This is a genomic window from Streptomyces sp. NPDC031064 (assembly GCF_055570965.1).
On the sequence record NZ_JBVIGF010000010.1, the window covers coordinates 235,250 to 260,511 of the forward strand.

Consider the following 25,262-nt stretch of genomic DNA (forward strand, 5'->3'; position numbering starts at 1 on the left):
CCCGGCCCGCACGGCCCGAACAACTGGCCGTGCGGGCCGCCGCGTTGTGTGCGTCGCGTGCGGGATCGTATACAAACCATTGGGCGTGGAATCGCGGGTGTGGAGACGCGGTGTGGGGACGCGGTGTGGGGACGCGGTGTGGGGGGCGGGGGCGGCGGCCGGGGGCGGTTGGCGGCACCGGACGGGGCGGGGGCGGCGGCTTCGGGACGGGCCGGGGGCGGTTGGCGGCACCGGACGGGCCGGGGGCGGTTGGCTGCGAGGGGAGAGGCCGGGGCGGGAGCGGGCGTAACGCGAACCCCGCTCCGGCTGGAGCGGGGCGGTCCGTGGTGGTTCAGCGGTCGCGGTCCTTGCGGGTCTCCTTCTCGGGCAGATCGGCTTCGATCCGCTCCTTGCGGACCTGGCCTCGTACGGTCTCCTCGTCGGTGACCTCATCGGTCCTCAGCCGCACCCGCTCAACCGGCTTGGTCTCCTTGCCCACCACCGGGCGCTCGGCGTGCAGCGTCACCTCGTGCTCGGACTCGGAGATCTCCGGGCCGGACAGTGCGGCGTCGCGGTTGGCCTCCGTGACGGGCTCACGCTCGAGGGTGACCTCCTCGTGCCGCAGCGGGATGGTCTGCTGGACCTCCTCGGTGACGATGTACTTGCGCAGCCGGGCCTTGCCGGTCTCGCGCTGCTCGACGCCGACGTGCATCTGCTCCTCGGAGCGGGTCATGGCGTCGTCACCGGCACGGGTACCGGCGGTGCCCGCCGCTGCCGCCGTGCCGGTGCCGGCACGGCCGCCGTCGCCGGACAGGTCGCCCCGGCCCAGGGTGCCGTCCCAGCGGAGGCCGTAGTAGTCGTAGAGGCGCCGCTCCTCGGCGGCCGACAGATGGCCCCCCGCGTCGACGTCGACGTTCGGGGCGTCCTTGACCTTGCCCTTGGGGTAAGGCACCTCCAGATGGTCATCGACCAGAGCCGCGTCGTGGATCGGTACGAAGGATTCGCTGGTGCCGAAGAATCCGGTCTTGACGCTGACCCAGTCGGGCCGGCCTGTCACATCGTCAACGAACACATGCTTGGCTTCACCGATCTTGTCACCGGTCGCGTCGTACACCGGGTGGTCGAGCACGGCCGGGATCTGTGTCCGGTTAATCATGCGTCCTCCCTGGGGTCATGAGTCATGGGTACTGGGTCCTCATGAGCCGAGTGACCAGCGCTTCCGCCAGGAAAACCTCCCTTACATCTACATATCGCCGCAAAATAGGTCAATGGACCTGGAGAGCGTCACCGATGAGCTGTACGCGCTGCGTCCCGACCGTTTCACCGCGGCCCGGAACGCACGTGCCGCCGAGGCGCGCAAGGCCGGTGACCGGGCGCTCGCCGACGCCGTCCGGGCGCTGCGCCGGCCGACCCTCGCGGCGTGGGCGAGCAACCTGCTCGTACGGGAGCGGCCGGAGGAGGCCCGGTCGCTGGCCGCTCTCGGCGAGGGGCTGCGCCGCGCCCACCACGAACTGGACGGTGAGCGGCTGCGGGAGCTGAGCCGGCAGCAGCACGTCCTGGTGACAGCCCTCGCCCGGGAGGCGCGGCAGTTGGCGGCGGAGGCCGGGCAGCCGGTCGGCGAGGACGTCCAGTACGAGGTCGAGGCGACCCTGCACGCGGTCCTGGCGGACCCGGCCGCGGCCGAGGAGTGGGCGGCGGGGCAGTTGGTGAAACCGCTGAGCGCCCCCGTGGGCTTCACCGCCGCCGTCACGGACGTCCCGACCCCGCCGGGCGGCCGGCGCGCACGGCGGCGTACGGAGGACGAACCACGTACGGAGGAAAGGCCGCGTGCGGAGGAAGAGCCGCCTACGGAGAAAAGGCCGCGCGGGGACGAGCAGTCGCGCGCGGGGCGGGCCGAGGAGCGGCGGCGCACCGAGGAGCAGCGGCGGGAGCGGGACCGGCGGGCGCGGGAGTTGCGGGAGGAGGCGCGGCGGGCGAACGAGGAGGCACGCGCGCGTGAGGAGGAGCGCGAGCGGGCCCAGGCCGACGAGGAGCGCGCCGAGGAGGAGTTCCGGGAGGCGGGACGGCGGGTGGAGGCGCTGGCCGAGGAGTTGAAGGAGGCCGAGGCCCGCCGGCGTACGGCGGACAAGGGCGTGCGGGCTGCGCAGCGGCGGTTCCAGGAGGCGGATCGGGCGGCGCGCGCGGCCCGCCGGCGGGCCAGGGACGCCGCCGCCCGTGCCGAACGGCGGGCGGGGCGGTGAGGCGCGGGTGTCACCCGGCCGCCGTGGGTGCCAGGCGGCGGGCCTCGTGGAGGTAGCGCACCTTGATGCACAGCGCCCACGGGTCGATCGGTTTGGCCACGAGGTCGGCGGCGCCCAGTCGCATCGCGTCGCGGGACAGTTGGGGGTCGACGCCCAGGCCGGTGACCAGGATGACCGGGATGCGCCGGGTCTGCTCCAGCCGCTGCATGTAGAGCAGGACGTCGAGTCCGCTGACCACCGGCATGACGACGTCGAGGACCGTGACCGCGATGCCGCCGCGCAGCACGGTCTTGAGCGCCTCGTCCCCACTGGTGGCCACCTCCAGCGGGTAGCCGAGCGGGGACACGGCCTCCCGCATCGCGAACAGGTTGTCCTCGTGGTCGTCGACCAGCAGCACTTTGTCCGCGACGATCATGGCTGCTCACCTCCGATCGGGCTCACCTGTCCAGCATGCGCCCGTTACTCCGTCCGTGGCAGCTCGTCCGCCGCACCCGCCGCACCGCGCGGTCAGTCGCCCCGCGCGGTCAGTCGCCCGGTGTGCCCGGTGCCTCCGGTACGCCGGGGCCTTCGGAGGAGGCGGCCGGGGCCGGGGCGGCGCGGAAGCCGTGGCCCGCCAGGGCGCTCTGCGCGCGGGCGAGCGCCCGGCGGAGGGGGCGGGAGCTGCGCAGGGCCGCGCGGGCGGCGTTGGCGCCGGGTGCGCCGTGCACGCCGCCTCCCGGGTGGGCGCCGGCGGAGGCGAGGTAGAGCCCCTCCACCGGGGTCTCGGGGCGCCCCGTGCCGGGTACGGGGCGGAAGACGAGCTGCTGGTGCACCGCCGCGGTGCCGCCGTTGAGGGCTCCCTCGTACAGGTTGGCGTCCATCGCTTCGAGGGTCGGCGGCGCGAGGATGCGGCGGGCGCGGACGAGGGAGCGGAAGCCGGGCGCGAAACGCTCCACCTGGGTTTCGACCCGGTCCGCGAATGCCTCCTGCTCACGGGCGTCCCAACTCCCCGTGATCCCGTCGCCGCCCGCGTCGCCCCGGATCCGGTGCGGTACGTGGGTGTACGCCCAGGCCGACTCGGTGCCGGCCGGGGAGCGGGACGCGTCGGCGGTGGTCATCTGCCCGAACAGCAGGAACGGCCGGTCGGGCACCTCCCGCATGGCGAGCTGGGCCGAGAAGCGGGTGAGCTCGTCCATGCCGTCGGCCAGGTGGACGGTGCCCGCGCCCGCCGCCGGCTCACCGGCCGACCACGGGACGGAGCGGGACAGCGCCCAGTCGACCTTGAAGGTGGCCCAGTCCCACTGGAAGCGGCGCACGTCGTCGAGCAGCCGGGGAGGCAGGTGCTGGGGGCCGACGAGGTCCCCGTACAGCGTGGGTACCGCCACGTCGGCGAGGACCGCCCGGTTCACCGGCACCGTCTCCCCCGCCGCCGTACGGACCGCCACCGCCCGCCCGGCGCGCACGGTGACCTCCACCACCCGCTCGCCGCAGCGCACCACGCCGCCGCGCCGCTGGAGGCGGCGTACGAGGGCGGCGCTGAGCGCCCCCGCCCCGCCGACGGGTGTGGGGAAGCCGTACGTCTGGCCGAGCATGGCCATCAGCCAGCCGAAGCCCCCGCTGCCCGCCGCCTCGGGCGCGAGGTCGGCGTGCAGGGCGTTGCCGGCCAGCAGCAGGCGGCCGCCCTCTCCTCGGAACTCCTCCTCCGCCAGGCGCCGTACGGGCAGCATCATCATGCGGGCCAGCCGCAGTCCGCCCGCGGCGCGTACGCGGGCGGCCAGCCGGACCGACGCCCGCACCGGCGGGAAGGGGGTGAACAGGGCGCCCACGATGTCCTCGCCGAGCCGGTCCCACACGTCGCACAGGTGCTCCCAGGCGAGGGCGTCGCCGGGGGCGAACAGCTCCAGCCCGCTCGCCGTCGCCGTTCGGTCGCGTTCCAGCACCGCGCACCGCCCGTCGGTCAGGGGGTGGGCCAGCACGCGCGGGGCGTGACTCCAGCGGAGGCCCTCCTCGTGGAGGGCGAGGCGGGACAGTACGGGGGAGGCGGCGGCCAGCGGGTAGAAGGCGCTGAACACGTCGCTGACGTAGTCCGGGTGGACGCCCCGGTCGCTGCGGACGGCGCCGCCGGGCTCGTCCTGGGCTTCGAGGACCTCGACCGACCAGCCCGCGTCGGCGAGCACGTTGGCCGCCACCAGCCCGTTGGGCCCCGCACCGATGACCAGGGCGTCCGGCACGGTGTCGGGGGCCGCGTCCGGCACGACGGGGCCGAGGTCCGGGACGGGGGTTGGACGCGGTGGGCCGGGGGTGGGGCCCGGTGGGCCGGGGGTGGGGCCCGGTGGGCCGGGGGTGGGGCCCGGTGGGCCGGGGGTGGGGCCCGGTGGGCCGGGGGGCTGGCCGGGGGTCATGGGGCGTCCCTTTCGACCACGTCCGCGAGGCGGCGGAGCATGGAGCGGTGGCGCAACTGGAGCAGGGCGTCGATCACCGTGTTGTGCAGCAGGCCGCCCGGTCCGCGCAGCGGGTGCTCGTCCACGACGACGAGCGTCTCGTCGCCCCAGGGGCGCAGCTCGATCGCGATCCTGGCCGTGCCGAGGGCCTCGCTCTGGGCTTCCAGCTCCAGGCATCGGGGCGGTTCGCAGAGTCGTACGACGGTCTCGCCGGCGGCCGTGCGGGGGCCCAGGCGCACGGTGTACTCGAGCGCGGAGCCGGGTTTCGGCCAGTCGCCGTCCTTGGGCCGGGAGGTGGCCGTACCGACGACCCAGTCGCTGTACCGGGACGGGTCGCTGAGTACCGCCCACACGGCTTCTGGGGGTCTCTTGATCAGTTGGTGCCGTACCGCCATGGAGGCCTCCGGTGCACGCCGCTCGGGGAAGGATCGCCCGGCGGGTACCCGTATGCGCCCGGTGCGAACGCGGCGCCATCCGCGGTGGCTTCGGCAGGTCGGCCGCGGCGGGCTTGGGCGCGCCAGGTGGGGCGGCTGGGCGCGCCATCTGGGGGCGGCTTCGGCGCGCCAGGTGGGGCGCTCGACGCGCTATCTGGGGGCGGCTTCGGCGCGCCATCTGGGGGGCTTCGGCGCGCCGCCCCGGGCGGAGGAGAGCGGAGCCCCGACTGGACGGGGGGAATCCAGCCGGGGCCGCTCATGTGGCCGGGAAGGGCGGTCGCCGCGCGGCGGGGGCCGGGGACACGGTCCCCTTCGCAACCACACATCGATGAACGGTCAACCACCAAGCGGTGTTCCCACGCTCGCCGCCATGGCGTGTGACCCGCCTCACCACCGGCGTTCCGGCATGTCAGGGCTTGTACACCGTGCCGGGCTCCGCCTTGGCGGGGGCGAGCAACTGCGGCACGGTCACGAAAGTGAAGCCCCGCTTCTTCAGCTCGTCGATGATGCCGGGGACGGCGGGGACGGTTCCGTCGTAGATGTCGTGCAGCAGGATGATGCCGTCCTTCTCGGCGCCGTCGAGCGTCCGCTGCCGGATCAGGTCGGAGTCCGTGGTGGAGTAGTCCTTCGCGGTGACGCTCCAGAGGACTTGGGCGAGCCCCAGTTCGCGGCTGATGCCGGCGACGGTCTCGTCGGTACGCCCCTGCGGCGGGCGCATGAGGGTGGGTTTGCGGCCCGTGAGTTTCTCTATCGCGTCCTGCGTACGGGACAGTTCCTGGCGTATCTCGTCGGGCTCGAGGTCGGTCAGTATCTGGTGGGTCCAGGTGTGGTTGGCCACCTCGTGCCCCTCGGCGGCGATGCGGCGTACGACGTCGGGATACCGGTCCACGTGCTTCTTGCCGAGCAGGAAGAAGGTGGCCGGGACCTTCTCCTCCTTGAGGATGTCGAGCAGCCGGGGCGTGTCCTTGCCGGGCCCCGCGTCGAACGTCAGCGCTATGCACTTGAGCTTTCGGCAGTCGACGGGGCCCGCCTCCCCCTTGGCGTCGCCCCTCGCACTGGCGGGCGCGACCCGGTCCGCCGAGCAGCCGGCCAGACCGAGGACGAGCGAGGCCACGGCCACGGCCACGACGGAGGCGGCGGCCTTGCGGCGGACAGGGGACTTCTTGCCGAACGGCATGGGGCGGCTCTCTTCCGTGGGAGGTGGATCAATCGAAGCGCCGCCACTCTACACACGGTGTATACACGTGGTGCATACCGCCCCCTCCGGAGGCCACCGCTCATCATGTTTCCGGTTCGGATCTTGGGGAAATCGCGGGTTTATGGTGCAAATCGGATACACGATGATGACCGAGCAGGCTGGGCCCCGTGCCCTGGTGGACCATGTCGTCCAGGCCGAGGAGGCCGGGTTCGACTTCTCGGTGACGTCCGACCACTACTTCCCCTGGCTGCGTTCGCAGGGCCATGCGCCCTACGCCTGGGCGGTGCTCGGAGCGGCCGCGCAGGCGACGTCACGCATCCCGCTGATGACGTACGTGACGTGCCCGACCTTCCGCTACCACCCGGCCGTCGTCGCGCAGAAGGCGGCGACGCTCCAACTGCTGTCCGAGGGCAGGTTCCGGCTCGGGCTGGGGTCCGGCGAGAACCTCAACGAGCATGTGGTCGGCGGCGGCTGGCCCTCCGTCGACGTACGGCACGAGATGCTGGAGGAGGCCGTCGGCATCATCCGGGCGCTCTTCGACGGCGGCCACGTCAACCATCGCGGTGCGCACTTCGACGTGGAGTCCGCCCGCCTGTGGGACCTGCCCGACGAGCCTCCGCCGATCGGTCTCGCCGTCTCCGGCGAGCGGTCCTGCGAACTGGCGGGCCGCCTCGCCGACCTCGTCATCGCGACGGAGCCGAAGGGCGAGCTGCTCGACGCCTTCGACCGGCACGGCGGGAAGGGCAAGCCTCGGGTGGGCCAGTTGCCCGTCTGCTACGACCCGGACAAGGAGGCCGCCGTACGCCGTGCGCACGACCAGTTCCGGTGGTTCGGCAGCGGCTGGAAGGTCAACTCCGAGCTGCCGCACCCCGACTCGTTCGACGCGGCGACCCAGTTCGTGAAGCCCGAGGACGTCGCCGACGCCATCGCTTGCGGTGACGACCCGGACGACTTCGTGGCCGCGGTGAAGCCGTACGCCGACGCGGGCTTCACCGAGATCGCGCTCGTACAGATCGGCGGTGACACGCAGCCCGCCTTCCTGGACTGGTCGGCGAAGAAACTGCTGCCCGCGCTGCGCGACGCGTTGGGCTGACGCGCACATGAATACGTCCGGGGCGGGTGCGTCCGGGGCGCGTGCCACCCGGGCGGGTACGTCCGGGCCGGGTACGTCCGGGCCGGGTACGTCCGGGCCGGGTACGTCCGGGCCGGCTGCGTCCGGCACCGCGCTCGTCGTCATCGACATGATCAACACGTACGACCACCGGGACGCGGAGCTCCTCCTGCCCTCCGTACGACGGACGCTGCCCGTCCTGGTGGACCTGCTGACGCGAGCTAGGCAGCACGACGTACCCGTGATCTACGTCAACGACAACTTCGGCGAATGGCGGTCCCACCACGGCGAGATCCTCGAAACGGCCCTTGCGGGACCGCACGCCGAGCTGGTGGAGCCGCTCCGCCCGGACGACTCCTCCCTCTTCGTGGTGAAGGCACGGCATTCGATCTTCTACGAGACGCCGCTGGCGTACCTCCTCAGCCAGCTCGACGTCGGCCACCTCGTGCTGTGCGGCCAGGTCACCGAGCAGTGCGTGCTGTACTCGGCGCTCGACGCGCACATCCGGCACATCGAGGTGACGGTGCCGACGGACGCCGTGGCCCACATCCACGAGCCGCTGGCCCGCGCGGCCCTGGAGATGATGCGGCGCAACATGGGCGCCCGGACGGTGGAGGCGAAGGAGATCGACTTCGGTTCCACGTTCCACGACGGCTGACGACGTCAATGGGTGACGTAGCGCGATGCGAGCAGCAGGCGCGCCTCCTTCTCGTGCTCGCCCGACACGGACGCCGACGACCGCACCTCGAACAGTCCGCCGAGGGCCTTCTCCACCTCCGCCACGGCGTGGTGGTCGCCCGTCAGCAGCGCGGTGACCGGCGTGCTGAGGTCCGGCGGTCCGGGCAGCTCGCCCGTACGGGCGGAACTGTCGAACGTGGCCATCCACACGTTGGGCTCGTGGTCGTGGGCCTGTTCCGGCCCCGGCGCGGGTACGTCGCAGCTCTCGAAGACGCGGTCGAGCGTGTCGAAGACGGCCTGGGCGTCCTGGCGGCCGCAGTCGCTGAGCTGCACGGTCACATCGCAGTCCGCGGGGTGGTTCCTGGTTCGGTTGCTCTCCACGTCGCTCCACTCCTTGGGTCCGGTTCCTTGAATCCCGTCCACTAGCCGTACAGGCACGAATACCTCGTCCCGGGCCCGCCAATCAGGATCGCCTCCGGCGCGTTTGCGGAGGTGGGTGCCTGGTACGAGGGTGAGGAGAAGCAGGGGGGTCCGCAAGGGGGGACGTCAGGAGGAACGAATGCCCGCAGGATCCAGCCCGAAGCGTGAACGGCAGTACGAGCACATCAAGGAAAGCTCCAAGAAGCGCGGCGCGAGCGAGAAGCGGGCCGAGGAGATCGCCGCCCGCACGGTGAACAAGGAGCGGGCACGCTCCGGGGAGTCGAAGACCGCCAGCAAGACCTCCAAGCAGGACATGTCGTCCTCCAAGCGGGGCGGGCAGCGGTCCGGCAGCAGCGGGACCAAGGGCCCCACGTACGACCAGCTCTACGAGGAGGCCAAGCGCAAGGGCATCCAGGGCCGGTCGTCCATGAACAAGTCCCAGCTCCAGCGGGAACTCGGCAAGTAACGCGACGGCACGCGAGCGAGCGGGCCTGGGCGCGGTCCGGTCGGCCGAGGGCCCGCCGGCGGGGCGTGGGCGCGTCGGCGGGGCGTGGGCGGCCGGGGCGGCGGCGGTCGGGCGTCGGCGGTTGGGTGTCGGCGGCCGAGGTGCCGCCGGTGGGGCGTCGGCGGCTGGGGCGTCGGCCGCTGCGGTGTCGGCGGCCGGGGCGGTGTCGGGTCGGTGCCGTCGGCGGTCGGTGCCGTCGGTCGGCGTGCCGCGAGCTGGTTGCGGCGGAAGGCGGTGCGGCGGCGGGCGGTACGCGTCAGCCGACAGCGGCCGGGCGGGGCGGTGCTCAGCCGACGGCGCCGGGCGGTGCGGTGCCAGACGGTACGCGTCAGCCGGTCCCATGGGCTGCGGCCAGCGGGCTGCGGTCCAGGTGCGCGAGCAGGTCGGCGGGGTCGTCGTGGACGACGGCGGCCCCGGCCTCCATGAGGTCCGCCCGTGGGATGCCGCCGCACAGCAGGCCCACACAGGTGACGCCCGCGCGGGCGCCGGCCTTCATGTCCCACACCGTGTCCCCCACGAACACGGAACGCCCGGCCTCCGCCCCCGCCAGCTCCAGCGCGTGCCGTACCGGCTCGGGCGCCGGCTTGCCCTTCTCGACGTCGTCGGCGCTCGCGGTGGCGCTGATGGCATCGTCCGCGTCGATGGCGCGGCGCAGCGCGGACAGTTCGGCGCCCCCGGCGGAGGTGGCGAGGACGACCGTCCAGCCGTCCGCCGTGAGGGTCCTCAGCAGCCGACCGGCGTCCCGGAAGGCGGGCAGCCGGTCGAAGTAGGTCCCGTAGAGGGTTTTGTGGGCGGCGCTGATGGCGTCGTCCTGTTCCGTGTCCCGTTCCGGGCCGAGCAGGTGCGCGATCAGGTCGTGGGAGCTAAGCCCGACGGCCCGGTGAACGGCGTGCATGGGCACGTTGTGCCCGGCCTGCCGGAACGCCTCCCACCAGGTGGTCACATGCAGGTGATTGGTGTCGGCGAGAGTGCCGTCGACATCGAACACCGCCGCGCGTGTCATGCCGTCTCCTTTCGCGCCCGCTCCGGCAGCCGCCTCATGTCTCTCCCCCTCCCCCTTCCCTCCCCCTCACTCTCACCCTCTACCTTGGCTTCAGCCTTCGACACCTGTTGAGGAGTGGGCGGCACCCACCGGTTTCGACTCCGGTGAGCCGCGCTGGCGCAGGAAGACGGCGAAGATCGCCATGGAGCCGACCGCGAGCAGCTCGGACTGCCAGTTCTGGAGCGTACGGCTCCAGAAGTCGGCCGTGAGGAGGTAGTCGGACCACGGGACCGGGTCCTGGAGCTCGCGCAGCCGCTGTTCTCCGTACGCGGCCGCGCCGGCGACCGACTGGGCGTACCAGGAGCCCACGAAGGCCAGGAACATCACCACTCCCAGGGACCGGGAGTACAGGGCCTGCCGCACGCCTCCGACGGATGCCCAGCGAGGCGAGTCCGGGCCGGCGTGCTCGCCCATGCGCTGGTCCTTCTCCGACTCCACGCCCACCTTGTGGAGCTCCTTGGACTCCGGGGACCCGCGCTGGACCAGCCAGACGGTGGCGAACAGGAACAGGAAGAACTGAAGGTACTCGGACTGCCAGTTCTCCGTGACGTTGACGGCGAAGTGAGAGGTCTGCAGGTAGTCGCCGAAGCTCAGGGCCCGGGCGCCGACGGTGCGGAGGTCGTTGTTGTACTCGGCCTGTCCGGCCAGTGCCTGTCCGAAGAGGGCGGCGAGGAAGGCGGCCCCGAAGGCGATGGAGATGCCGTTGTCCCGGAGGAATCCGGTCACGCGGTTCACCGGTGCATCATCCCCACCACGCTGAACGCGACGAGGCCACAGATCACGACGAGGAGATAGAGCGTGAACATCGTCCGCATGCGGGGAATCAGCCCCCCTTCACGAGGCAGCGGTAGGGCTTTCGGTGGCGCGGGGTGCAGCCGGCCGCGTTGACCTTCCAGCCGTCCGCGAAGGAGGTGAGGAAGTAGGTGTCCTGGTCGAGTTCGACGCGTGCCTGGCGGCCGTACACCTCGGTGGTGCGGACGTCGCCGGGGTTCGGGAGGTCCGCTTCGGCGAGTCCTGCCGCGCAGGTCGGGCCGGGGTCGTGGGCGAGTTCCTCGCGGGTTTCGGGGGCGAGGAACTCGCAGGCGGCGGCCGTGTCCGAGGCCTGCTCGCGGGCCGTGAAGGCGGCGGCGACCTGGGAGACGGCCCGGGTCTCCTCCGGCGGGACCCCGCAGCCGACGAGCGTCAGCGCGGCCGGCACCAGGAGCACGACGAAGGGGGTGGCACGCATGTGGCGCGGCTCCTTTCGGCACTCGGCACCCGGTGTCCCAGAGGCGTCCCGGAGGTGTCGTACGAGCATGGGCGCAGTGTCCGCGTCCGGTCACGCTCCGGCCTCTCGACACCCGGGGAGTTCCTTCGGGTGCCGTACGCGCACGGGGTCCGCGGCCGGGGCGTACGGCGCGTGCGGGCTTGATCCGCTCGTCCCGGGTTAGAAGACCAGTGCGGGACGGACCCTGGGAGGATCGGATGCCTGAGCGTATGCCGGAACAGGATCAGCGGGGCCAGCAGCGGGAGACGCCAGGGGGTGCCGGCCGGACAGGCGGCGGGACAGTGGGGGCACAAGGACAGGGGCAGCCGGGGTCGGGACGGGGCGAGACCGGAGGGCGGAACGAGACCCCCGACGAGCGCGCGGACCGGAGGTGGGCCGAGCTGATCCAGGAGATCCGCGTCGCCCAGACGGGCGTGCAGATCCTCTTCGGTTTCCTCCTCACCGTGGTCTTCGCGCCGACGTTCGCGGAGCTGTCGAGCGCCGACAAGACCATCTACATCACCACGGTGGCACTGGGCGCCTCCGCGACCGGGGCGCTGATCGGTCCGGTGTCGTTCCACCGCATCGTGTCGGGACGGCGCATCAAGCCGCAGGCCGTCGTCTGGGCGTCACGGCTGACGTTCGCCGGGCTGGTGCTGCTGCTGGCGACGCTGATCTCGGCGCTGTTCCTGGTGCTGCGGGTGGCGACCCATGACGAGTTCGTACCGTGGCTGGTCACCGGAGTGGTGGCCTGGTACGTGCTGTGCTGGTTCGTGCTGCCGCTGTGGGCCCGGATCCGCTACACCACTCTGGACGACTGAGGGCCGCTGCCCGCGAGGCCGCCGAGGACGGTCTCGATGGTGTCGGCCTCGGCTGCCGGTTTATCGGGGCGGTGGCGCACCACCCGGGCGAAGCGCAAGGCCACTCCGGCCGGGTAGCGCGGGGAGCGTTGCAGTCCGTCGTACGCGATCTCGACGACCAGCTCGGGGCGCACCCGTACGGTGAAGCCGTCGTCCTCGACCGCCAGCTCCTGGAGCCGCTCGGTCTGCCACCGCAGCATGGCGTCGGTCAGGCCCTTGAACGTCTTGCCGAGCATGACGTGCGTGCCGTCGGCGGCGCGGGCTCCGAGGTGGAGGTTGGAGAGCAGGCCCGTGCGGCGGCCATGGCCCCATTCGGCGGCGAGGACGACGAGGTCAAGGGTGTGTACGGGTTTGACCTTCAGCCACGAGCGCCCACGGCGGCCGGCGCTGTAGGGCGCGTCGAGCGCCTTGACCATGACGCCTTCGTGGCCGCGCGCGAGGGTGTCGGCGAAGAACGTCTCGGCCGCGTCCGTCTGCGCCGGGTCGCCGGGGTCCTCGACGACGGTACGCCGCACCCGCATGGGCTCGGGTACGAGTCGGGCCAGTGCCGCGTGCCGCTCGTGGCCGGGCAGGTCGACGAGCACGGTGCCGTCGGCGGCCAGGACGTCGAAGAAGACGGGTGACACGGGCAGGGTGGCGGCGGCGGTCGCCACGTCGACACGGGAGCCGACGCGGGACGCGATGTCCTGGAACGGTACGGGCCGGCCGGCGGCGTCCAGTGCGATCACCTCACCGTCCAGGACGAACCGGTCCCCCGGCAGTTCGCGCGCGGCCGCCGAGATCTCCGGCAGCCGGTCGGTGATGTCGTCCAGGGACCGTGTGTAGAGGCGGACGTCGTCGCCGGCGCGGTGCACCTGGACCCGGATGCCGTCGAGCTTCTCCTCGACGACGCACGGGCCGAGGGCGGCGATGGCCTCGACGACGCTCTTGGCGGTGTGGGCCAGCATCGGATGCACCGGGCTGCCGACCCGGAGCTGGAACCGCTCCAGGGCGGCCGGCCCCTCAGCGAGCAGCGCCTGGGCGACGCGGGGCAGCGAGCCCTCGAGCATGACCGCCCGCCGTACGTCGGCGGCGGGTGCCGCTGCCGCCTGGGCGACGCCTTCGAGGGCGATGGCGTCCAGTGCCCCCTGCCGGACCTCCCCCGTCAGGAGCCGCACGAGGAACCGCTGCTCGGCGCCGGTCGCGGCGCCCATCAGCTCCCGCACCAGCCGCTGCCGCTCCCCCTGCGCCCCGGGACCAGCCACCCCAGCCAGCTCGGTAAGGGCGGCATCCGTGTCCATGACGGTCAGCGTGGCCTCGGCGGCCGGCGGCACGGGCTCCTTCAGGGTGCTCCAGCCCACCCCGATCCGCCCCTGCGGGAGCCGTCCCGCGAGATACGCGATGACCAGCGGCGCCTCCTCGGGCGAGGCCGCCGAGAACAGCTCCGCCAGCGCGGCGATCTTGGCGGAGCGCCCGGAGGTGGCGGCGACCTGTCCCGAAACCTCCGCGAGTCGGGCCAACAACATGCCGCCATCCTCCCCGCCCCCGGTCCCCACCGCACCCGGACGCCCCACACGACACGGCAATGCGGTGGGCGGGGCACGTTTGCGGGGCGGGTTGGGGGCGTGGGGTGAGGGGCGGGCGGGGATGAGGAGCGGCTTGGGGGTGAAAGGCGGGTGGGGGTGAAAGGCGGGTGGGGGTGAAAGGCGGGTGGGGTGGGCTGTCGGGCGAGGAAGAGGTGGGGCGGGCGGCGGCGCTGGGCGGCCTGGTAGGGCGGCCGCCCGGGAGGGCTCGCCACTCGGGGGCGGGGCGGACTGCTGCTCCCCGGCCAGGTCTACGAGCACACTCGGGCCGGGCCCGGCCCGGGAGGGGGCGGGGGGCCTCCCCCTCCCCCTCCCCCACCTCCCCCACCCCACCCCGCCCCCCACTCAGGAGCTCCAAGACGACACGGCCGCATGCCGGGTTGGCGGAACGGCCGCGTGGCGGCCTCCCTTCATTCGCTCAACTCCCCTACGCTTCGCTCGGCTTGACGAGCATCGAGATGAAGCAGGGGCAGATGATGACGTTGTCGCGTACCGCAATGACGGCCACGGCCGCGGTGTTGGCCGGAGCGCTGTCTCTCGGGGTCGCCCCGGGTGAGGCGCTGTCCGGCAGTTCGGCGGTCTCCGATCCGGGGTCGGCCTACTCGGACTCCACCGGGGTCGGTGTCCACAACGCGTACGAGAAGGCCAAGTACCCGTACTTCGCGGACGCGTTGGACTCGGGTGCCGGCATGCTGGAGATAGACGTGTGGACGAACGCCTTCGGCAGATCGTGGCGTGTTTCGCACAGCAACCCCCTCGGTAACGACAACAACTGTGAGAACGCCACGCACGCGGGTGAGTTGCGCACCAAGCCCCGGAACCAGGACCTCGGCGGGTGTCTCGCGGACATCCGGGCCTGGCACGACGCCCACCCGGGGCACCGGCCCATCCTGTTGAAGATCGAGTTGAAGGACGGTTTCCAGGCCAAGCAGGGCCGGGGCCCCGCCGCGTTGGACGCGCTGTTGTCCGCCCGGCTGGGTGACGCGCTGTTCCGGCCGGCCGACCTGGCGGGAGGGCACCCGGATCTCGACACCGCCGTGCGGGCGAATGGCTGGCCCGCGCGCTCGGCGATGGCGGGGAAGTTCGTGGTCGAACTCATCCCGGGCACCGTCGAGGAGGACAACCCGATGGACACCCTGTGGACCGACCGTGAGTACGCCACGCACCTGCGGGCCTTGGCGGCAGCGGGCCGGCTGCGGGAGGCGGCCGCGTTTCCGGCGGTACACCATGCCGCCGCGGGCGACCCGCGTACGCGGTACGCCGACGTCGGCATACGCCCCTGGTTCGTCGTCTTCGACGGTGATGCCTCCGCCTACGCGGGCGGCTCCATCGACACCGCCTGGTACGACAGCCGCCACTACCTGGTGGTGATGACGGACGCGCACAAGGTGGCACCCGCCATCGACGGCACCAACCCGACCGAGGCACAGGCTCGGGAGCGGGTCGCGCTGCTCGCCGGGCGGCACGCCAGCATCGTGTCGGCCGACTGGTACCCGCTGCCCGCTGTGCTGTCGACCGTGCTGCCCCGAGGGTGATCACGCAACGCTGAGGACGGTGTCACGCGGGTGCGCGGCCCTGGCCGACTGCCGCCGTCCGGCGCCGCCGGCCGAGCCGGAGACGGGTGAGCAGCCCGCTGCGGCCGGGGCGGCGCTGCGGGGGCGGCGGGCGGTGGCCGGTGCTGTCCGGGCGTGGCGCGGGCCGGAGCGCCCGGGCCTCGTCCAGGGCGAGCGACAGGCTCATCCGGTGCCAGAGGATCTCGTCCGGGTCGTCCGCCAGCAGGAGCCGGTCCATGAGGTCCCGGGCGGCGAGGGACTCCGGTCGCGCGTAGGGAGGTTCGGGACGCAGGCGGTCGAGGTGTGCCCGCTCGTGCGGATCGTCGACCACCTCGGCCACCTGCACCGGGGTGAGGAGGGACGCGATGGCCGCCGCGGCCGTCCAGGGGTCGTCTGCCTGGCGCAGCAGGAGGCCGAGACGCCGTGAGCGCCAGTTCCGGGGGCGGGCGTCCTCCCCGGCGTCGAGCTTGGCGCGCACCGCGGCCGGCAGTCTGCCTGTGAGCAGTTCGGGATGGCGGTCGGCGAACTCCTGGACCTCGCCCGCCACATAGAGCCAGACGACCGCCCGGTAGCGGTTGAGGTAGAACGCCACCGGGGTGAAGTGCCCGGTCCTGGCTAGCTTGGTGAAGCGGTCGCCGGTGATCGAGGCCAGTTCGGCGGCGCCCGTGGTCCCGACCGTGCGGACGCGCTCACGCAGGCCGGTCGGGAAGTCCGGCGCGGCGCGCAGCCGCTCGATCTCCTCCTCGGCGACCCGGCGCCGCCCGCCGTGGGCGCCGGGCACGGTTCGTACGTGGCCCAGTTGGACGGCGAGGTCGAACTCCTTCCTCTTCAGTTCCAGTTGCTGCGCGGCGCGCCCGTAGGCAACGGTGTGTGCTGTGGCTGCGTCGTTGACCGTCATGGCGGCTTCCCCCGTGAGGCTCGATTACTTTGCGTCACGAAGGTAGCGCGGCACGGCCCGCTCGCGTCCGGCCTGTGGATAACTTCCGCCGGGACCGGTGAACCGGCCGGTCAGCCGCTGGTCAGCGGTCGCTCGGCGCCCGCCCAGAGGTCGGTCGGCGGCCGGTTCAGCGACCCACCGGCGGCGCGGCTGGCCGACGGCCGACCGGCGGCCGGGCCGGTTCAGCGGTCGGTTCAGCGGTCGGTGAGCGGCGCGCCGCCGGGCTGCCGGGCGGCGACGGCGAGGTGCTCACCGACCCGGTTCACGAGGAGGGTCATCTCGTAGGCGACCTGGCCGACGTCGGCCTCGGCCGCGCTGAGTACGCACAGGCAGCTTCCCTCACCCGCCGCGGTGACGAAGAGCATCGCGTCGTCGAATTCCACCATCGTCTGGCGCGCCTTGCCCACTCCGAAGTGCCGCCCGGATCCACGGGCAAGGCTGTGCAGCCCTGAAGAGACGGCGGCGAGGTGCTCCGCGTCCTCCCGTGCCAGCCCGGTGCTCGCGCCGGTGACCAGGCCGTCGTTGGACAGCACCAGCGCGTGCCGTATGTACTCGACCCGCTTCGTCAGGTCGTCCAGGAGCCAGTCGAGTTCCTTGTCCAGAGCCATGTCCGATCCTCCCCGTTTCGCGCGTCCCCGCTGCCCCGTAAGCCTTGCGTACTGACGTGGGCAGGGCAAGCACTCCGGCCGGGAGCGCCGGGGGCAACGGGGGCAGCGGGGAACGGCATCACTGGGAGTCGGCGGAACCGGGCGGCACGACCTGGATGTTGAAACCGTGCGATCCGGTGCCGAGGGCGATGGCGACGAACATCAGCGCGAAGTGCTCCTGTCCGCGTGCTGTGGTGATGCCTCCCAGATCGAGCTGGGAGGACTCCGGCCAGCCGAGGTCGGCGAGCAGCCGTCCGGTGGTGGCCTTGGCCGTCGCGTCGTCGCCGGAGAGGAAGACGGTGCTCGGCCCGCGCAGAGTCGATGGAGCGATCATCACCGTACTGTCCATGGTGCAGAGCGTCTTCACGACCGGCGTGCGGGGGAAGGCCGCCTGGATCTCCTCTCCCAGGCTGGAGTTGGGGTGGGCGAGCTCCATCTCGCCGGTCATGCCCACACCCACGTCGATCAGGGTCTTCCCGGCAAGGGCGGGGGCGCCGATGTTGGCCAGCACGTCGAGGGAGACCGTGCCGGGGGTCGCGTTGACGAGTACGTCGGCGTGCTCGGCCGCCTCCGTCACGCTCACGATGGCCGCGGTGCCCACGTCCAGGTTCTTGCGGTTCCCGGGCTCTCGTGAGCCCAGTACGACGTCGTGGCCCGCTGTGGACCAGCCCTTGGCCAGGGCGCGAGCGACATTTCCGGTGCCAAGAATTCCTATACGCATGCCGCCACGCTACGTGCGGGCGCGTGGCTGCGGATCGGGCCACGGCGGTACTCGCGTTGGGCCCGGCGCCGTAGGTCTCCGTACCTAGGTGACCGACTGGGTGACCGAGTCGAGCAGCCGGGCGGTGTGTACGCGGCCCGCGTACTCGACGAGGCGTATCAGGACTTCCTTGCCGGAGTCCCGGTCGCGCGCGTCGCACAGTACGACGGGGGTGCCCCGGTCGAGGTCGAGTGCGCGCGACACCTCGTGCGCACCGTAGGCCCGCGCTCCGGGGAAGCAGTTCACCGCGACGACGAACGGGATGTGCCGGTGCTCGAAGTAGTCGACCGCCGGGAAGCAGGCCTCCAGGCGTCGTGTGTCGGCGAGGACGACGGCGCCCAGGGCCCCTTGGGACAGTTCGTCCCACAGGAACCAGAACCGGTCCTGCCCCGGCGTGCCGAAGAGATACAGCGACAGCCCCGAACGGATGGTGATACGGCCGAAGTCCATGGCGACGGTGGTGGTGGTCTTCCGGTCCACTCCCCCGGTGTCGTCGACCAGTTGCCCGGCCTCACTGAGCTCTTCCTCGGTGCGAAGGGGCCTGATTTCGCTGACCGCGCCCACCAGGGTCGTCTTGCCGACGCCGAAGCCACCGGCGACCAGGATCTTCAGGGCGAGGTCGGCGGTGTCGGCGGTGTCTGCGGTGTCGGACCGCTCGGAGGCCATCGATCACTCCTCTCAGGAGTGGGCTCGGGTCGGCAGAACGAGTAGCGGGAGGGCAGGGGCAGGGGCCTTGGGAGGCTCGGAGAGGGCAGTACAAGCGTTCTGGGCGCGGTCAGCAGTATGGCCACCAGGTTTGGAGCCCGGGGCGGACGTTCGCTTTTTTGAGCGATGTGACTGTTCTCGACCCATGGGATGTCCACATGCGTACGCGAATTGGCTCGCCCTAGGACGGTCGGACCTCGAATCCGCCACGGCCGTCGAACCGCACTTCCACCACGGTGTCGAAGCCGTCCGAGGGCGACGGTCTACGCAGCCGCTTGCGGGTGGCGTGGACGCCGATGTCCGGAACGCGTTCCCGTCCCGCCCGAGCGGCGTTGCGCCGCAGAGAGGCCTGGAGGTCGGGAGGGAACCAGTACGCGGTCACGGCCGCGCCATGGGACCGGCCGGCGGCCACCAGAGGGCCCCACTCCTCCGGCGACGGGTTGGTGTTGTCGACCGCGACCGACCGTCCGGCGGAGAGCCCCGCCTCCACCAGGCGCATCTGCCGCTGCTGCTTGTTGCGGGCGGAACGCGGGAAGAGGTCCTTGCTCACCAGCAGGTGGCTGCCGGCGAGGTGCTGCTCGTAGAAGGTCGACTTCCCGGCGGCTTGCAATCCCACCAGTACGGCGATCTCCAGCGCTGTCGTGTCCGGCGGCATCCGCTCCGGGCCTCCCTTCTCCACAGATCGTGGGCACCGGGGCGCCCCTGGTCCGGGTGCCCCTGGTCCGGGCGTCGGGTCCCAAGCGTCCGGTCCCAGGCGTCCGGTCCCGGGGCGCCGGTCCCTGGCATCCGGTCCCGGGTATCCGTCCCAAGGTCATGGGTACCCGATGGCGTGGCCGTATGGGGCCACGCACGCGTGGCTTCCGGGCCGGCGGGGTGGCGCCGGATGAGCACGGGAGATGGCACGCATGGACTCGGCATCGGAGGCGGTCTCCGTCGGTGTCGGCGAGGTGACGCTCGCCGGAGACCTGGTGCTGCCCCGCGACTCCCGCGGGGTCGTGGCGTTCGCCCACGGCAGCGGCAGCTCGCGGCACAGCCCGCGTAACCGTGCCGTGGCGGAGGTCCTCCAGGAGGCGGGGCTGGGCACCCTGCTCATGGACCTCCTCACCAAGGACGAGGAACGCGTGGACATGGTCACCGCCGAGCTGCGGTTCGACGTGCCGCTGCTGGGGCGGCGCATGACGGCGGCGGTGGACTGGCTGCACGACCGGCCGGACACCGGCGGACTGCCCGTGGGGCTGTTCGGTGCCAGTACGGGCGCGGCGGCTGCGCTGGTGGCGGCCGCCGAGAGACCGGAGCGGGTGCGTGCCGTGGTGTCGCGCGGCGGACGGCCGGATCTCGCGGGCGCCGCGCTCACCCGCGTACGGGCGCCGGTGCTGCTGGTGGTCGGCGGCGATGACCACGAGGTGCTGCGGCTGAACGAAGAGGCGGCACGGCAGCTCACGGCCCTGTGCACGATCCGCGTGATCCCGGGGGCCACCCACCTCTTCGAGGAGCCCGGGACCCTGGAGCAGGCCGCGGACGCCGCACGGGACTGGTTCCTCCGCATGGGCCAGGAGAGCGGCGCATGAGTCCGGAGGGCGGCGGCGGGTAGCCCACGGCCCGGGCCCGCCCACGCGACGCATGCCTGCCCCTAGAGGGCCCTGAGCCCGTCGATCACCTCGCGCAGGATCTGTTCGTCGGGCAGTTGCGCGGGCGGCACGGGCCGGCTGACCCGTACGTGACCGGCTTCGAGGAGGTCTCCCAGGAGCACGCGCACGACCCCGACGGGCAGATCGGCGTCGGCGGCCAGTTCCGCCACGGACTGCGTCTCGGAGCGGCACAGGGAGAGCAGGGCCCGGTGTTCGGGGCCGAGGAGGGACTCCTCGGCGGTGGCGGGCGGGGTGTCGTCGACGACGACGAGGGCGATGAGGTCGAACCGCACGTTGCTCGGACCGGGTTTGGTGCGGCCCCCGGTCATCGCGTAGGGGCGCACGAGGGGCCCGGCGTCGGCGTCGTACCAGTGGCTTCCGGGCACCTGGCCGCCCGGCGTGCGCGGCCCGCTGCCGCTGTCCTGGGTCATGGCGCGCCTCCGGTCAGCCGGCGGACGGCGGGGTGGTGGCGGCGCGCGGCGGGGTGACCAGGTGTTCACCGACGCGCTTGACGAGGCGGGCCATCTCGTACGCGATCAGGCCGATGTCGGCACTCGCGGCACTCAGTACGGCCAGACACGAGCCGTCCCCGGCGGCGACCACGAACAGGAACACCTCGTCCATCTCGACCATCGTCTGGCGCACGCCGCCCGCGTGGAAGTGACGTCCCGCGCCCTTGGCGAGGCTGTGGAAACCGGATGCGACGGCGGCTAGGTGCTCGGCGTCCTCGCGGGTGAGCCCACTGGAGGCGCCCACGGCGAGGCCGTCGTTGGAGAGGACGAGGGCGTGGCGTACCTCCTGAACGCGGGAGGCGAGGTCGTCCAGGAGCCAATCCAGTTCGCCGGACGGGTGGCGGGGGGCGGTCCTGTCGTACTCGATCATCCTTCGTCTCCTTCGCGGGGGCGGGTGCGGGTGCGCGGGGCGGGGGTGGTGCCGGGCACGGCGACACCGCGGGTCCAGCCGTCGCGGTAGGCCGTCATACGGGCTCTGACCTGTTCGGGGGTGCGTCCGGCGGGGTCGTGCGCGGTGGCGCCGGGGCCGCTGCCCGCGTCGGTGCCCAGGTGGGCGGGGGGCGCCTCGCGCAGTTGGGGGACGAGGTTGGCCTGGCGTACGCGCCGGGGAAGGCCGCCGTGGTCGTCGCCCGGGGCACCGGCCGGAGGATGGGGCGCGCTGGTGGGGGGCGGCGGGCGCAGTGTGGTGACGGCGGCGGATGGGGGTGCCTCGGGATGCTGGGGATGCTCGGGATGCTCGGGATGCGGGGTGTGCTGGGGGTTGTGGGGGTGGCGGAGGTCGTGGAGGCGCTTGGGGGGTTCGGGGTGCGCCGTGCGGGCGGGGGCGTGGGTGGGGTCGTGGGTGGGGTCGTGCGGGGCTCTGCCGTGGTCGGCCGGGGGTGTGGGGCCGGTGGCGGGTGGGGTCGGGGCCTGGGTGCGGCCGCCGGGAAGGGCGCATTGGAGCAGCGCGGTGGGCAGCAGGACGACGGCTGTGGTGCCTCCGTACGGGGAGGTGCGCAGGTGGACCTTGATGTCGTGGCGTGCGGAGAGCCTGCTGACGACGAACAGGCCGAGGCGGTCGCTGTCGAAGAGGTCGAGTGCCTCGGAGTGGGTGATGCGACGGTTGGCCTGGTCCAGGGCTTCGTTGCCCATGCCCAGGCCGCGGTCCTCGATCTCCAGGGCATAGCCGTTGCCGACCGGTTCGCCGGTGACGCGAACCTTGGTGTGCGGTGGGGAGAACTGAGTGGCGTTCTCGACGAGTTCGGCGAGGAGGTGGGTGAGGTCGGCGACGGCGGCGCCGATGACCGCCGTCTCGGGCAGGTGCCGTACCTCCACGCGCGCGTAGTCCTCGATTTCGGAAACCGCCGCCCTGACGACGTTCGTCAGTGGCACAGGTGTCCGCCAGGCACGGCCGGGGGCCGCGCCCGAGAGGATGATGAGGCTCTCGGCGTGTCTGCGCATCCGGGTGGTCAGGTGGTCGAGCCGGAAGAGGTCGCCGAGTTCGGCCGGGTCGTCCACGCGGCGTTCCATGCTGTCCAGGAGGTTCAACTGCCGGTGGACCAGGACCTGGCTGCGGCGGGCGAGGTTGACGAAGACTCCGGAGATGCCGCGGCTGAGTTCGGCGCGTTCGACGGCGGCGGCGAGGGCCGCTCGGTGCACGGTGCCGAGTGCCTCGCCGACCTGGCCGATCTCGTCGTGGGCGGGTTGTCCCGGCGGGGCCTCGGCGTGGATGTCGAGCTCTTCGCCGGCCCGTAGTCGCCGCATGGCGTGCGGGAGTTTGCGGCGGGCGATCTCCAGGGCGGTGTTGCGGAGGGTGACGAGTTCGACGACGAGGGCGCGGCCGATGCGGACGGAGATGACGAGGGATGCGGCGACCGCGGCGAGGCCGAGGACGACGGCCGCGCCGGCGGGGGTCAGGATGCCGCCGGCGAGGGGGTCGGCGCGGTCGGCGGCGCCATGGCGGGCGTCGGCCTCCAGGGCGGCCAGTGCGTCGCGTACGGCGGTGTGGTCCCGGTCCCAGGTGGCGGCGGGTACGGCGGTGGCCGCTCGGCGCCCTGCCGGGGCGGCGGTGATCCTGTCCTCGGCTGCCGTGATGTGACGGTACGCGCTCTGCTGGGAGAGGCGCTGCCAGGCGTCCCGTTGGGGTGCCGGCAGGTCGGTGGTGGCGGACAGGAGCAAGGTGCGGCGGGCTTCGACGGTGCCGGTGAACCGCCGCAGCCGCTGGGCGGTGAAGTCCTCGGCGAGGCGGGCGGAGGACAGCAGGGCGTCCTCACGGGCGAGCATCTCGCCGGCGCGGGACAGTTCGAGGAGCACGCGCGCGTGGATGCCCTCGCGGGCGTCCTGGATGCCGGCGAGGGCACCGCTCACGTCGAAGCCCGCCGTGATGGCGGTGGTGTACCGCTCGTAGACGGTGTCCCATCCCGCCTTGCGGTCGAGGGCTGCCGCGCGGACGTCGGTCAGCCGTTGGACCTGGTCGGTGAACCGCTTCATTCGGGTGGAGACCTCCGCCGGCAGGTCGCTTCCCTCCGCGACGGTGTGCCGGTCGTCCAGGCGGAGCTTCGCGACGGCGGCGTCCGTACGCCGCGCCTGCTGCTGGAGCTCGGCGGCGGTCGCGGCGGCCTGGCTACGGGGCGCGGCGATCCGGCGTACGGCAGCGCGGCGTTCGGCCTGGAGGGATGTGACGGCGGCGGCCACCGGTTCGCGTATCCGTTCGTCCACGCGGTGCAGTTCGCGAAGCCGGGCGACGTCCTGTGCGGTGGTGACGGTGGCGAAGCCCCACAGGGCGAGGAGGGACACGACGGGCACCATCAGCAGCGAGATGATCCTGGCGCGCACGGTTCTGGGCCGCAGGCGTGGGCGCGGCCGTCGCCGTTCGCGGCGGGGTGCGTGTGCGGCCGGCGCCGTGGCGGGTGGGCCGGCGTGCGCGCGCCGTCCCGGGCGGGCCCCTGGGCCGTGGGGTGTTCGGGGGGTGGGCATGGCCTCCTCGTTCCGGATGCGGTCTGGTGGGTGGCGGCGGCGTGGTCCCGCACGTCCTCCCGTCCTCCTGTGGGCGCCAGAGGGGTGCTCAGGGGGCCGGTGTCGGCCGGCCGGACCGGTCGCCGACGGGGTGGCCGATCAGGTGGCCGACGGGGCTGGCGGCTCGTTCGCTGGGACGTTCGGCGAGCGCGTCGCCGGGCCGGTGGCCGGGCCGGTCGCGGGGCCCATCGCCGGGCCCGTCGCCGGGACGTTCGGCCGACGCGTACTCGGCGCGTTCGCGGGCCGTCGGGGAGAGCGCGACGAACGCGGCGGTGAGGAAGAGGTACGACCCGAGGCCGACGGCGAGGGGGAAGATGAACTGCATCGCCGTGGCCCCGGGCAGCTCGCCCGACGACGGGACGACGTCGACCCGGACGGCGAGCATGCCGGTGTAGTGCATGCTGCTGACCGCGGCGCCCATGACGAGGGACGCGATGGTGACCGCGAGGGCCGACGTGATGTTCAGTGCCGCCCACAGGGCAGCGGTGGCGGCCACCACCGCGATGACGACGGAGAGCACGACGAGGAGCGGGTCGTAGCGCACCGTCCCGTCCAGGCGCAGGGCGGCCATGCCCAGGTAGTGCATGCTGGCCACGCCGAGACCGGTGGTGAGCCCGCCGAGCAGCAGCGCCCGGAGGCGGTCGCGGCCGTATCCGACGGCGAACACGCCGCCGCCGACGACCAGCATGGCGACGAGCAGGCTGAAGAGGGTCAGCGGCACGTCGTAGCGGATGTCGGTGCCGGTCACGCCGAAGCCCAGCATGGCGACGAAGTGCATGGTCCAGATGCCGGTGCCGATGGCGGATGCGGCGGTGAGCAGCCAGTTGCGGCGGGAGGGTCCGGTCGCTTCGAGCGCTCGTACGGTGCAGCGCAGCCCGAGGGCGGCGCCGACGCAGGCCATCGCGTACGACAGTGCGGGGGTCAGCCAGCCGAAGGTGGCGTGGTCCAGGTGTCCCATGGCTCAGGGACGCTAGACCGGCGGGGGGCGCACACGAGGGGCGCATTTCGAAAGCTGACGGAATATGACAGAGAGAGGTTTCTGAAGGGTCGTGGCACGCTCATGCCGCGCTCGAACGTGTGCGCCGAACGTCCGGCGGCAGGGTGAGAGATCATGTCCGTATGGCCGACGACCAGACACAGGTGCAGGAGTTCTTCGCGGCCCGCGCGGCGGACTGGGACGCGCGGTTCCCCGACGACGGTCCGGCGTACGCCGCCGCCGTAGCGGAGATGGGGCTGCGTCCCGGCGACGCCGTGCTCGACGCGGGCTGCGGGACCGGTCGCGCGCTGGCGGCCCTGCGCGAGGCGGTGGGGCCCGGCGGCACGGTCATCGGCGCCGACCTGACGCCCGCCATGCTGGCGGCCGCGGTACGGGCCGGGCGGGACGGCAGCGGGGCGCTGCTGCTCGCCGACGTGGGGCGGCTTCCGCTGCGTGACGGAGCGCTGGACGCCGTGTTCGGGGCGGGGCTCGTCTCGCACCTGCCCCGGCCGGCCGAGGACCTGCGGGAGCTGGCCCGCGTCGTACGGCCGGGTGGCCGGCTGGCGCTCTTCCACGCGGTCGGCCGCGCGGCGCTCGCCGCCCGGCACGGGCGCCGGCTCGCCGCCGACGACCTGCGCGCCGAGCCCAATCTGCGGCCACTGCTGGCGGGGGCGGGCTGGCGGATGGTGTCGTACAGGGACGAGGACGACCGTTTCCTCGCCCTCGCCGTACGTCAGGACTGACAGGCCGGGCGCGGCCGCCGCTCGGGTCCGGCCCAGGCCCCACGCCCGGTCCAGGCCCAGGTCCCGGTCCAGGTCCCGGTCCAGGCCCAGGTCCCGGTCCCGGCCCAGGTCC

The 25,262-nt window shown here is 72.9% G+C and carries 27 protein-coding genes; 8 read left to right on the forward strand and 19 right to left on the reverse strand.

What is annotated here, in order from left to right:
- Positions 1-331: 331 nt before the first annotated feature.
- Entirely contained in the window at positions 332-1,135 is an 804-nt protein-coding gene (locus tag ACZ46W_RS31660) for a DUF2382 domain-containing protein (protein ID WP_468345002.1), read from the reverse strand.
- Between the two features lie 112 nt (positions 1,136-1,247).
- On the opposite strand from ACZ46W_RS31660, the gene ACZ46W_RS31665 reads away from it, so the two are divergent.
- Positions 1,248-2,219 carry a hypothetical protein gene (locus tag ACZ46W_RS31665; RefSeq protein WP_468345005.1) on the forward strand — a complete coding sequence of 324 codons (972 nt, stop codon included), beginning with the start codon at positions 1,248-1,250 and terminating at the stop codon, positions 2,217-2,219.
- A 10-nt stretch (positions 2,220-2,229) separates the two neighbouring features.
- Here ACZ46W_RS31665 and ACZ46W_RS31670 read toward each other — a convergent pair whose 3' ends face one another.
- The 4 genes from ACZ46W_RS31670 to ACZ46W_RS31685 form a co-directional block, all read right to left on the reverse strand.
- On the reverse strand, positions 2,230-2,634 hold the full coding sequence (locus tag ACZ46W_RS31670) for a response regulator (protein ID WP_468345008.1): 405 nt from the start codon (positions 2,632-2,634) through the stop codon (positions 2,230-2,232).
- Between the two features lie 109 nt (positions 2,635-2,743).
- A complete protein-coding gene (locus ACZ46W_RS31675; RefSeq protein WP_468345270.1) occupies positions 2,744-4,429 on the reverse strand; it encodes a phytoene desaturase family protein in 1,686 nt (561 codons plus the stop codon).
- 167 nt (positions 4,430-4,596) lie between these two features.
- Positions 4,597-5,034: an SRPBCC family protein gene (locus ACZ46W_RS31680; protein WP_468345011.1), complete on the reverse strand. Its 438-nt coding sequence runs from the start codon at positions 5,032-5,034 to the stop codon at positions 4,597-4,599.
- A 448-nt stretch (positions 5,035-5,482) separates the two neighbouring features.
- Positions 5,483-6,250 carry a polysaccharide deacetylase family protein gene (locus tag ACZ46W_RS31685; RefSeq protein WP_468345014.1) on the reverse strand — a complete coding sequence of 256 codons (768 nt, stop codon included), beginning with the start codon at positions 6,248-6,250 and terminating at the stop codon, positions 5,483-5,485.
- Positions 6,251-6,392: 142 nt separating this feature from the next.
- Here ACZ46W_RS31685 and ACZ46W_RS31690 point away from each other — a divergent pair, with 142 nt between their 5' ends.
- Both ACZ46W_RS31690 and ACZ46W_RS31695 read left to right on the forward strand, forming a co-directional pair.
- Positions 6,393-7,364 carry an LLM class F420-dependent oxidoreductase gene (locus ACZ46W_RS31690; protein ID WP_468345017.1) on the forward strand — a complete coding sequence of 324 codons (972 nt, stop codon included), beginning with the start codon at positions 6,393-6,395 and terminating at the stop codon, positions 7,362-7,364.
- A gap of 7 nt (positions 7,365-7,371) precedes the next feature.
- Positions 7,372-8,040, forward strand: a complete 669-nt coding sequence (locus tag ACZ46W_RS31695; protein WP_468345020.1) for a cysteine hydrolase family protein — start codon at positions 7,372-7,374, stop codon at positions 8,038-8,040.
- Positions 8,041-8,045: 5 nt separating this feature from the next.
- Here ACZ46W_RS31695 and ACZ46W_RS31700 read toward each other — a convergent pair whose 3' ends face one another.
- Positions 8,046-8,441 carry a hypothetical protein gene (locus ACZ46W_RS31700; protein WP_468345023.1) on the reverse strand — a complete coding sequence of 132 codons (396 nt, stop codon included), beginning with the start codon at positions 8,439-8,441 and terminating at the stop codon, positions 8,046-8,048.
- 178 nt (positions 8,442-8,619) lie between these two features.
- Between ACZ46W_RS31700 and ACZ46W_RS31705 the strand changes: the two genes are divergently transcribed.
- A complete protein-coding gene (locus ACZ46W_RS31705; protein WP_366125761.1) occupies positions 8,620-8,946 on the forward strand; it encodes a plasmid stabilization protein in 327 nt (108 codons plus the stop codon).
- A gap of 367 nt (positions 8,947-9,313) precedes the next feature.
- Here ACZ46W_RS31705 and ACZ46W_RS31710 read toward each other — a convergent pair whose 3' ends face one another.
- From ACZ46W_RS31710 to ACZ46W_RS31720, 3 genes are all read right to left on the reverse strand, one after another.
- Positions 9,314-9,988: an HAD family hydrolase gene (locus tag ACZ46W_RS31710; RefSeq protein ID WP_468345026.1), complete on the reverse strand. Its 675-nt coding sequence runs from the start codon at positions 9,986-9,988 to the stop codon at positions 9,314-9,316.
- 90 nt (positions 9,989-10,078) lie between these two features.
- Complete coding sequence (locus ACZ46W_RS31715; RefSeq protein ID WP_468345029.1) at positions 10,079-10,762, reverse strand: DUF6766 family protein; 684 nt, start codon at positions 10,760-10,762, stop codon at positions 10,079-10,081.
- Between the two features lie 88 nt (positions 10,763-10,850).
- Positions 10,851-11,255 (reverse strand): hypothetical protein, encoded by a 405-nt coding sequence (locus tag ACZ46W_RS31720; protein ID WP_468345032.1) that lies wholly within the window; start codon positions 11,253-11,255, stop codon positions 10,851-10,853.
- 320 nt (positions 11,256-11,575) lie between these two features.
- On the opposite strand from ACZ46W_RS31720, the gene ACZ46W_RS31725 reads away from it, so the two are divergent.
- Positions 11,576-12,094, forward strand: a complete 519-nt coding sequence (locus tag ACZ46W_RS31725; protein WP_468345034.1) for a DUF6328 family protein — start codon at positions 11,576-11,578, stop codon at positions 12,092-12,094.
- Here ACZ46W_RS31725 and ACZ46W_RS31730 read toward each other — a convergent pair.
- Positions 12,073-13,638, reverse strand: coding sequence for an ATP-dependent DNA ligase (locus tag ACZ46W_RS31730; RefSeq protein ID WP_468345037.1), 1,566 nt, complete (start codon positions 13,636-13,638; stop codon positions 12,073-12,075). The two genes, ACZ46W_RS31725 and ACZ46W_RS31730, sit on opposite strands and share 22 nt — an antisense overlap.
- Before the next feature lie 530 nt (positions 13,639-14,168).
- Between ACZ46W_RS31730 and ACZ46W_RS31735 the strand changes: the two genes are divergently transcribed.
- Positions 14,169-15,230: a phosphatidylinositol-specific phospholipase C domain-containing protein gene (locus ACZ46W_RS31735; RefSeq protein WP_468345273.1), complete on the forward strand. Its 1,062-nt coding sequence runs from the start codon at positions 14,169-14,171 to the stop codon at positions 15,228-15,230.
- A gap of 22 nt (positions 15,231-15,252) precedes the next feature.
- Here ACZ46W_RS31735 and ACZ46W_RS31740 read toward each other — a convergent pair whose 3' ends face one another.
- From ACZ46W_RS31740 to ACZ46W_RS31760, 5 genes are all read right to left on the reverse strand, one after another.
- Positions 15,253-16,146: a DUF6397 family protein gene (locus ACZ46W_RS31740; protein WP_468345040.1), complete on the reverse strand. Its 894-nt coding sequence runs from the start codon at positions 16,144-16,146 to the stop codon at positions 15,253-15,255.
- Positions 16,147-16,379: 233 nt separating this feature from the next.
- Entirely contained in the window at positions 16,380-16,793 is a 414-nt protein-coding gene (locus ACZ46W_RS31745) for a roadblock/LC7 domain-containing protein (protein WP_468345043.1), read from the reverse strand.
- 118 nt (positions 16,794-16,911) lie between these two features.
- Positions 16,912-17,553 carry an NADPH-dependent F420 reductase gene (locus ACZ46W_RS31750; protein ID WP_468345046.1) on the reverse strand — a complete coding sequence of 214 codons (642 nt, stop codon included), beginning with the start codon at positions 17,551-17,553 and terminating at the stop codon, positions 16,912-16,914.
- A gap of 84 nt (positions 17,554-17,637) precedes the next feature.
- Positions 17,638-18,258 (reverse strand): GTP-binding protein, encoded by a 621-nt coding sequence (locus ACZ46W_RS31755; protein WP_468345048.1) that lies wholly within the window; start codon positions 18,256-18,258, stop codon positions 17,638-17,640.
- 220 nt (positions 18,259-18,478) lie between these two features.
- The gene (locus ACZ46W_RS31760) at positions 18,479-18,952 is read right to left on the reverse strand and encodes an AAA family ATPase (RefSeq protein ID WP_468345051.1); all 474 of its coding nucleotides are present in this window, start codon (positions 18,950-18,952) and stop codon (positions 18,479-18,481) included.
- A gap of 250 nt (positions 18,953-19,202) precedes the next feature.
- Here ACZ46W_RS31760 and ACZ46W_RS31765 point away from each other — a divergent pair, with 250 nt between their 5' ends.
- Entirely contained in the window at positions 19,203-19,865 is a 663-nt protein-coding gene (locus tag ACZ46W_RS31765; protein WP_468345054.1) for a dienelactone hydrolase family protein, read from the forward strand.
- A 62-nt stretch (positions 19,866-19,927) separates the two neighbouring features.
- On the opposite strand, the gene ACZ46W_RS31770 is transcribed toward ACZ46W_RS31765, so the two are convergent.
- The 4 genes from ACZ46W_RS31770 to ACZ46W_RS31785 form a co-directional block, all read right to left on the reverse strand.
- Positions 19,928-20,356 carry a DUF742 domain-containing protein gene (locus ACZ46W_RS31770; protein ID WP_468345058.1) on the reverse strand — a complete coding sequence of 143 codons (429 nt, stop codon included), beginning with the start codon at positions 20,354-20,356 and terminating at the stop codon, positions 19,928-19,930.
- Between the two features lie 13 nt (positions 20,357-20,369).
- Positions 20,370-20,807: a roadblock/LC7 domain-containing protein gene (locus ACZ46W_RS31775; RefSeq protein WP_468345061.1), complete on the reverse strand. Its 438-nt coding sequence runs from the start codon at positions 20,805-20,807 to the stop codon at positions 20,370-20,372.
- Positions 20,804-23,392, reverse strand: coding sequence for a sensor histidine kinase (locus tag ACZ46W_RS31780; RefSeq protein WP_468345064.1), 2,589 nt, complete (start codon positions 23,390-23,392; stop codon positions 20,804-20,806). Before ACZ46W_RS31780 ends, ACZ46W_RS31775 begins: the two co-directional genes overlap by 4 nt.
- 88 nt (positions 23,393-23,480) lie before the next feature.
- Positions 23,481-24,389, reverse strand: coding sequence for an MHYT domain-containing protein (locus tag ACZ46W_RS31785; protein WP_468345067.1), 909 nt, complete (start codon positions 24,387-24,389; stop codon positions 23,481-23,483).
- A 161-nt stretch (positions 24,390-24,550) separates the two neighbouring features.
- On the opposite strand from ACZ46W_RS31785, the gene ACZ46W_RS31790 reads away from it, so the two are divergent.
- Positions 24,551-25,150 carry a class I SAM-dependent methyltransferase gene (locus ACZ46W_RS31790; protein WP_468345070.1) on the forward strand — a complete coding sequence of 200 codons (600 nt, stop codon included), beginning with the start codon at positions 24,551-24,553 and terminating at the stop codon, positions 25,148-25,150.
- The last annotated feature ends 112 nt before the right edge of the window (positions 25,151-25,262 follow it).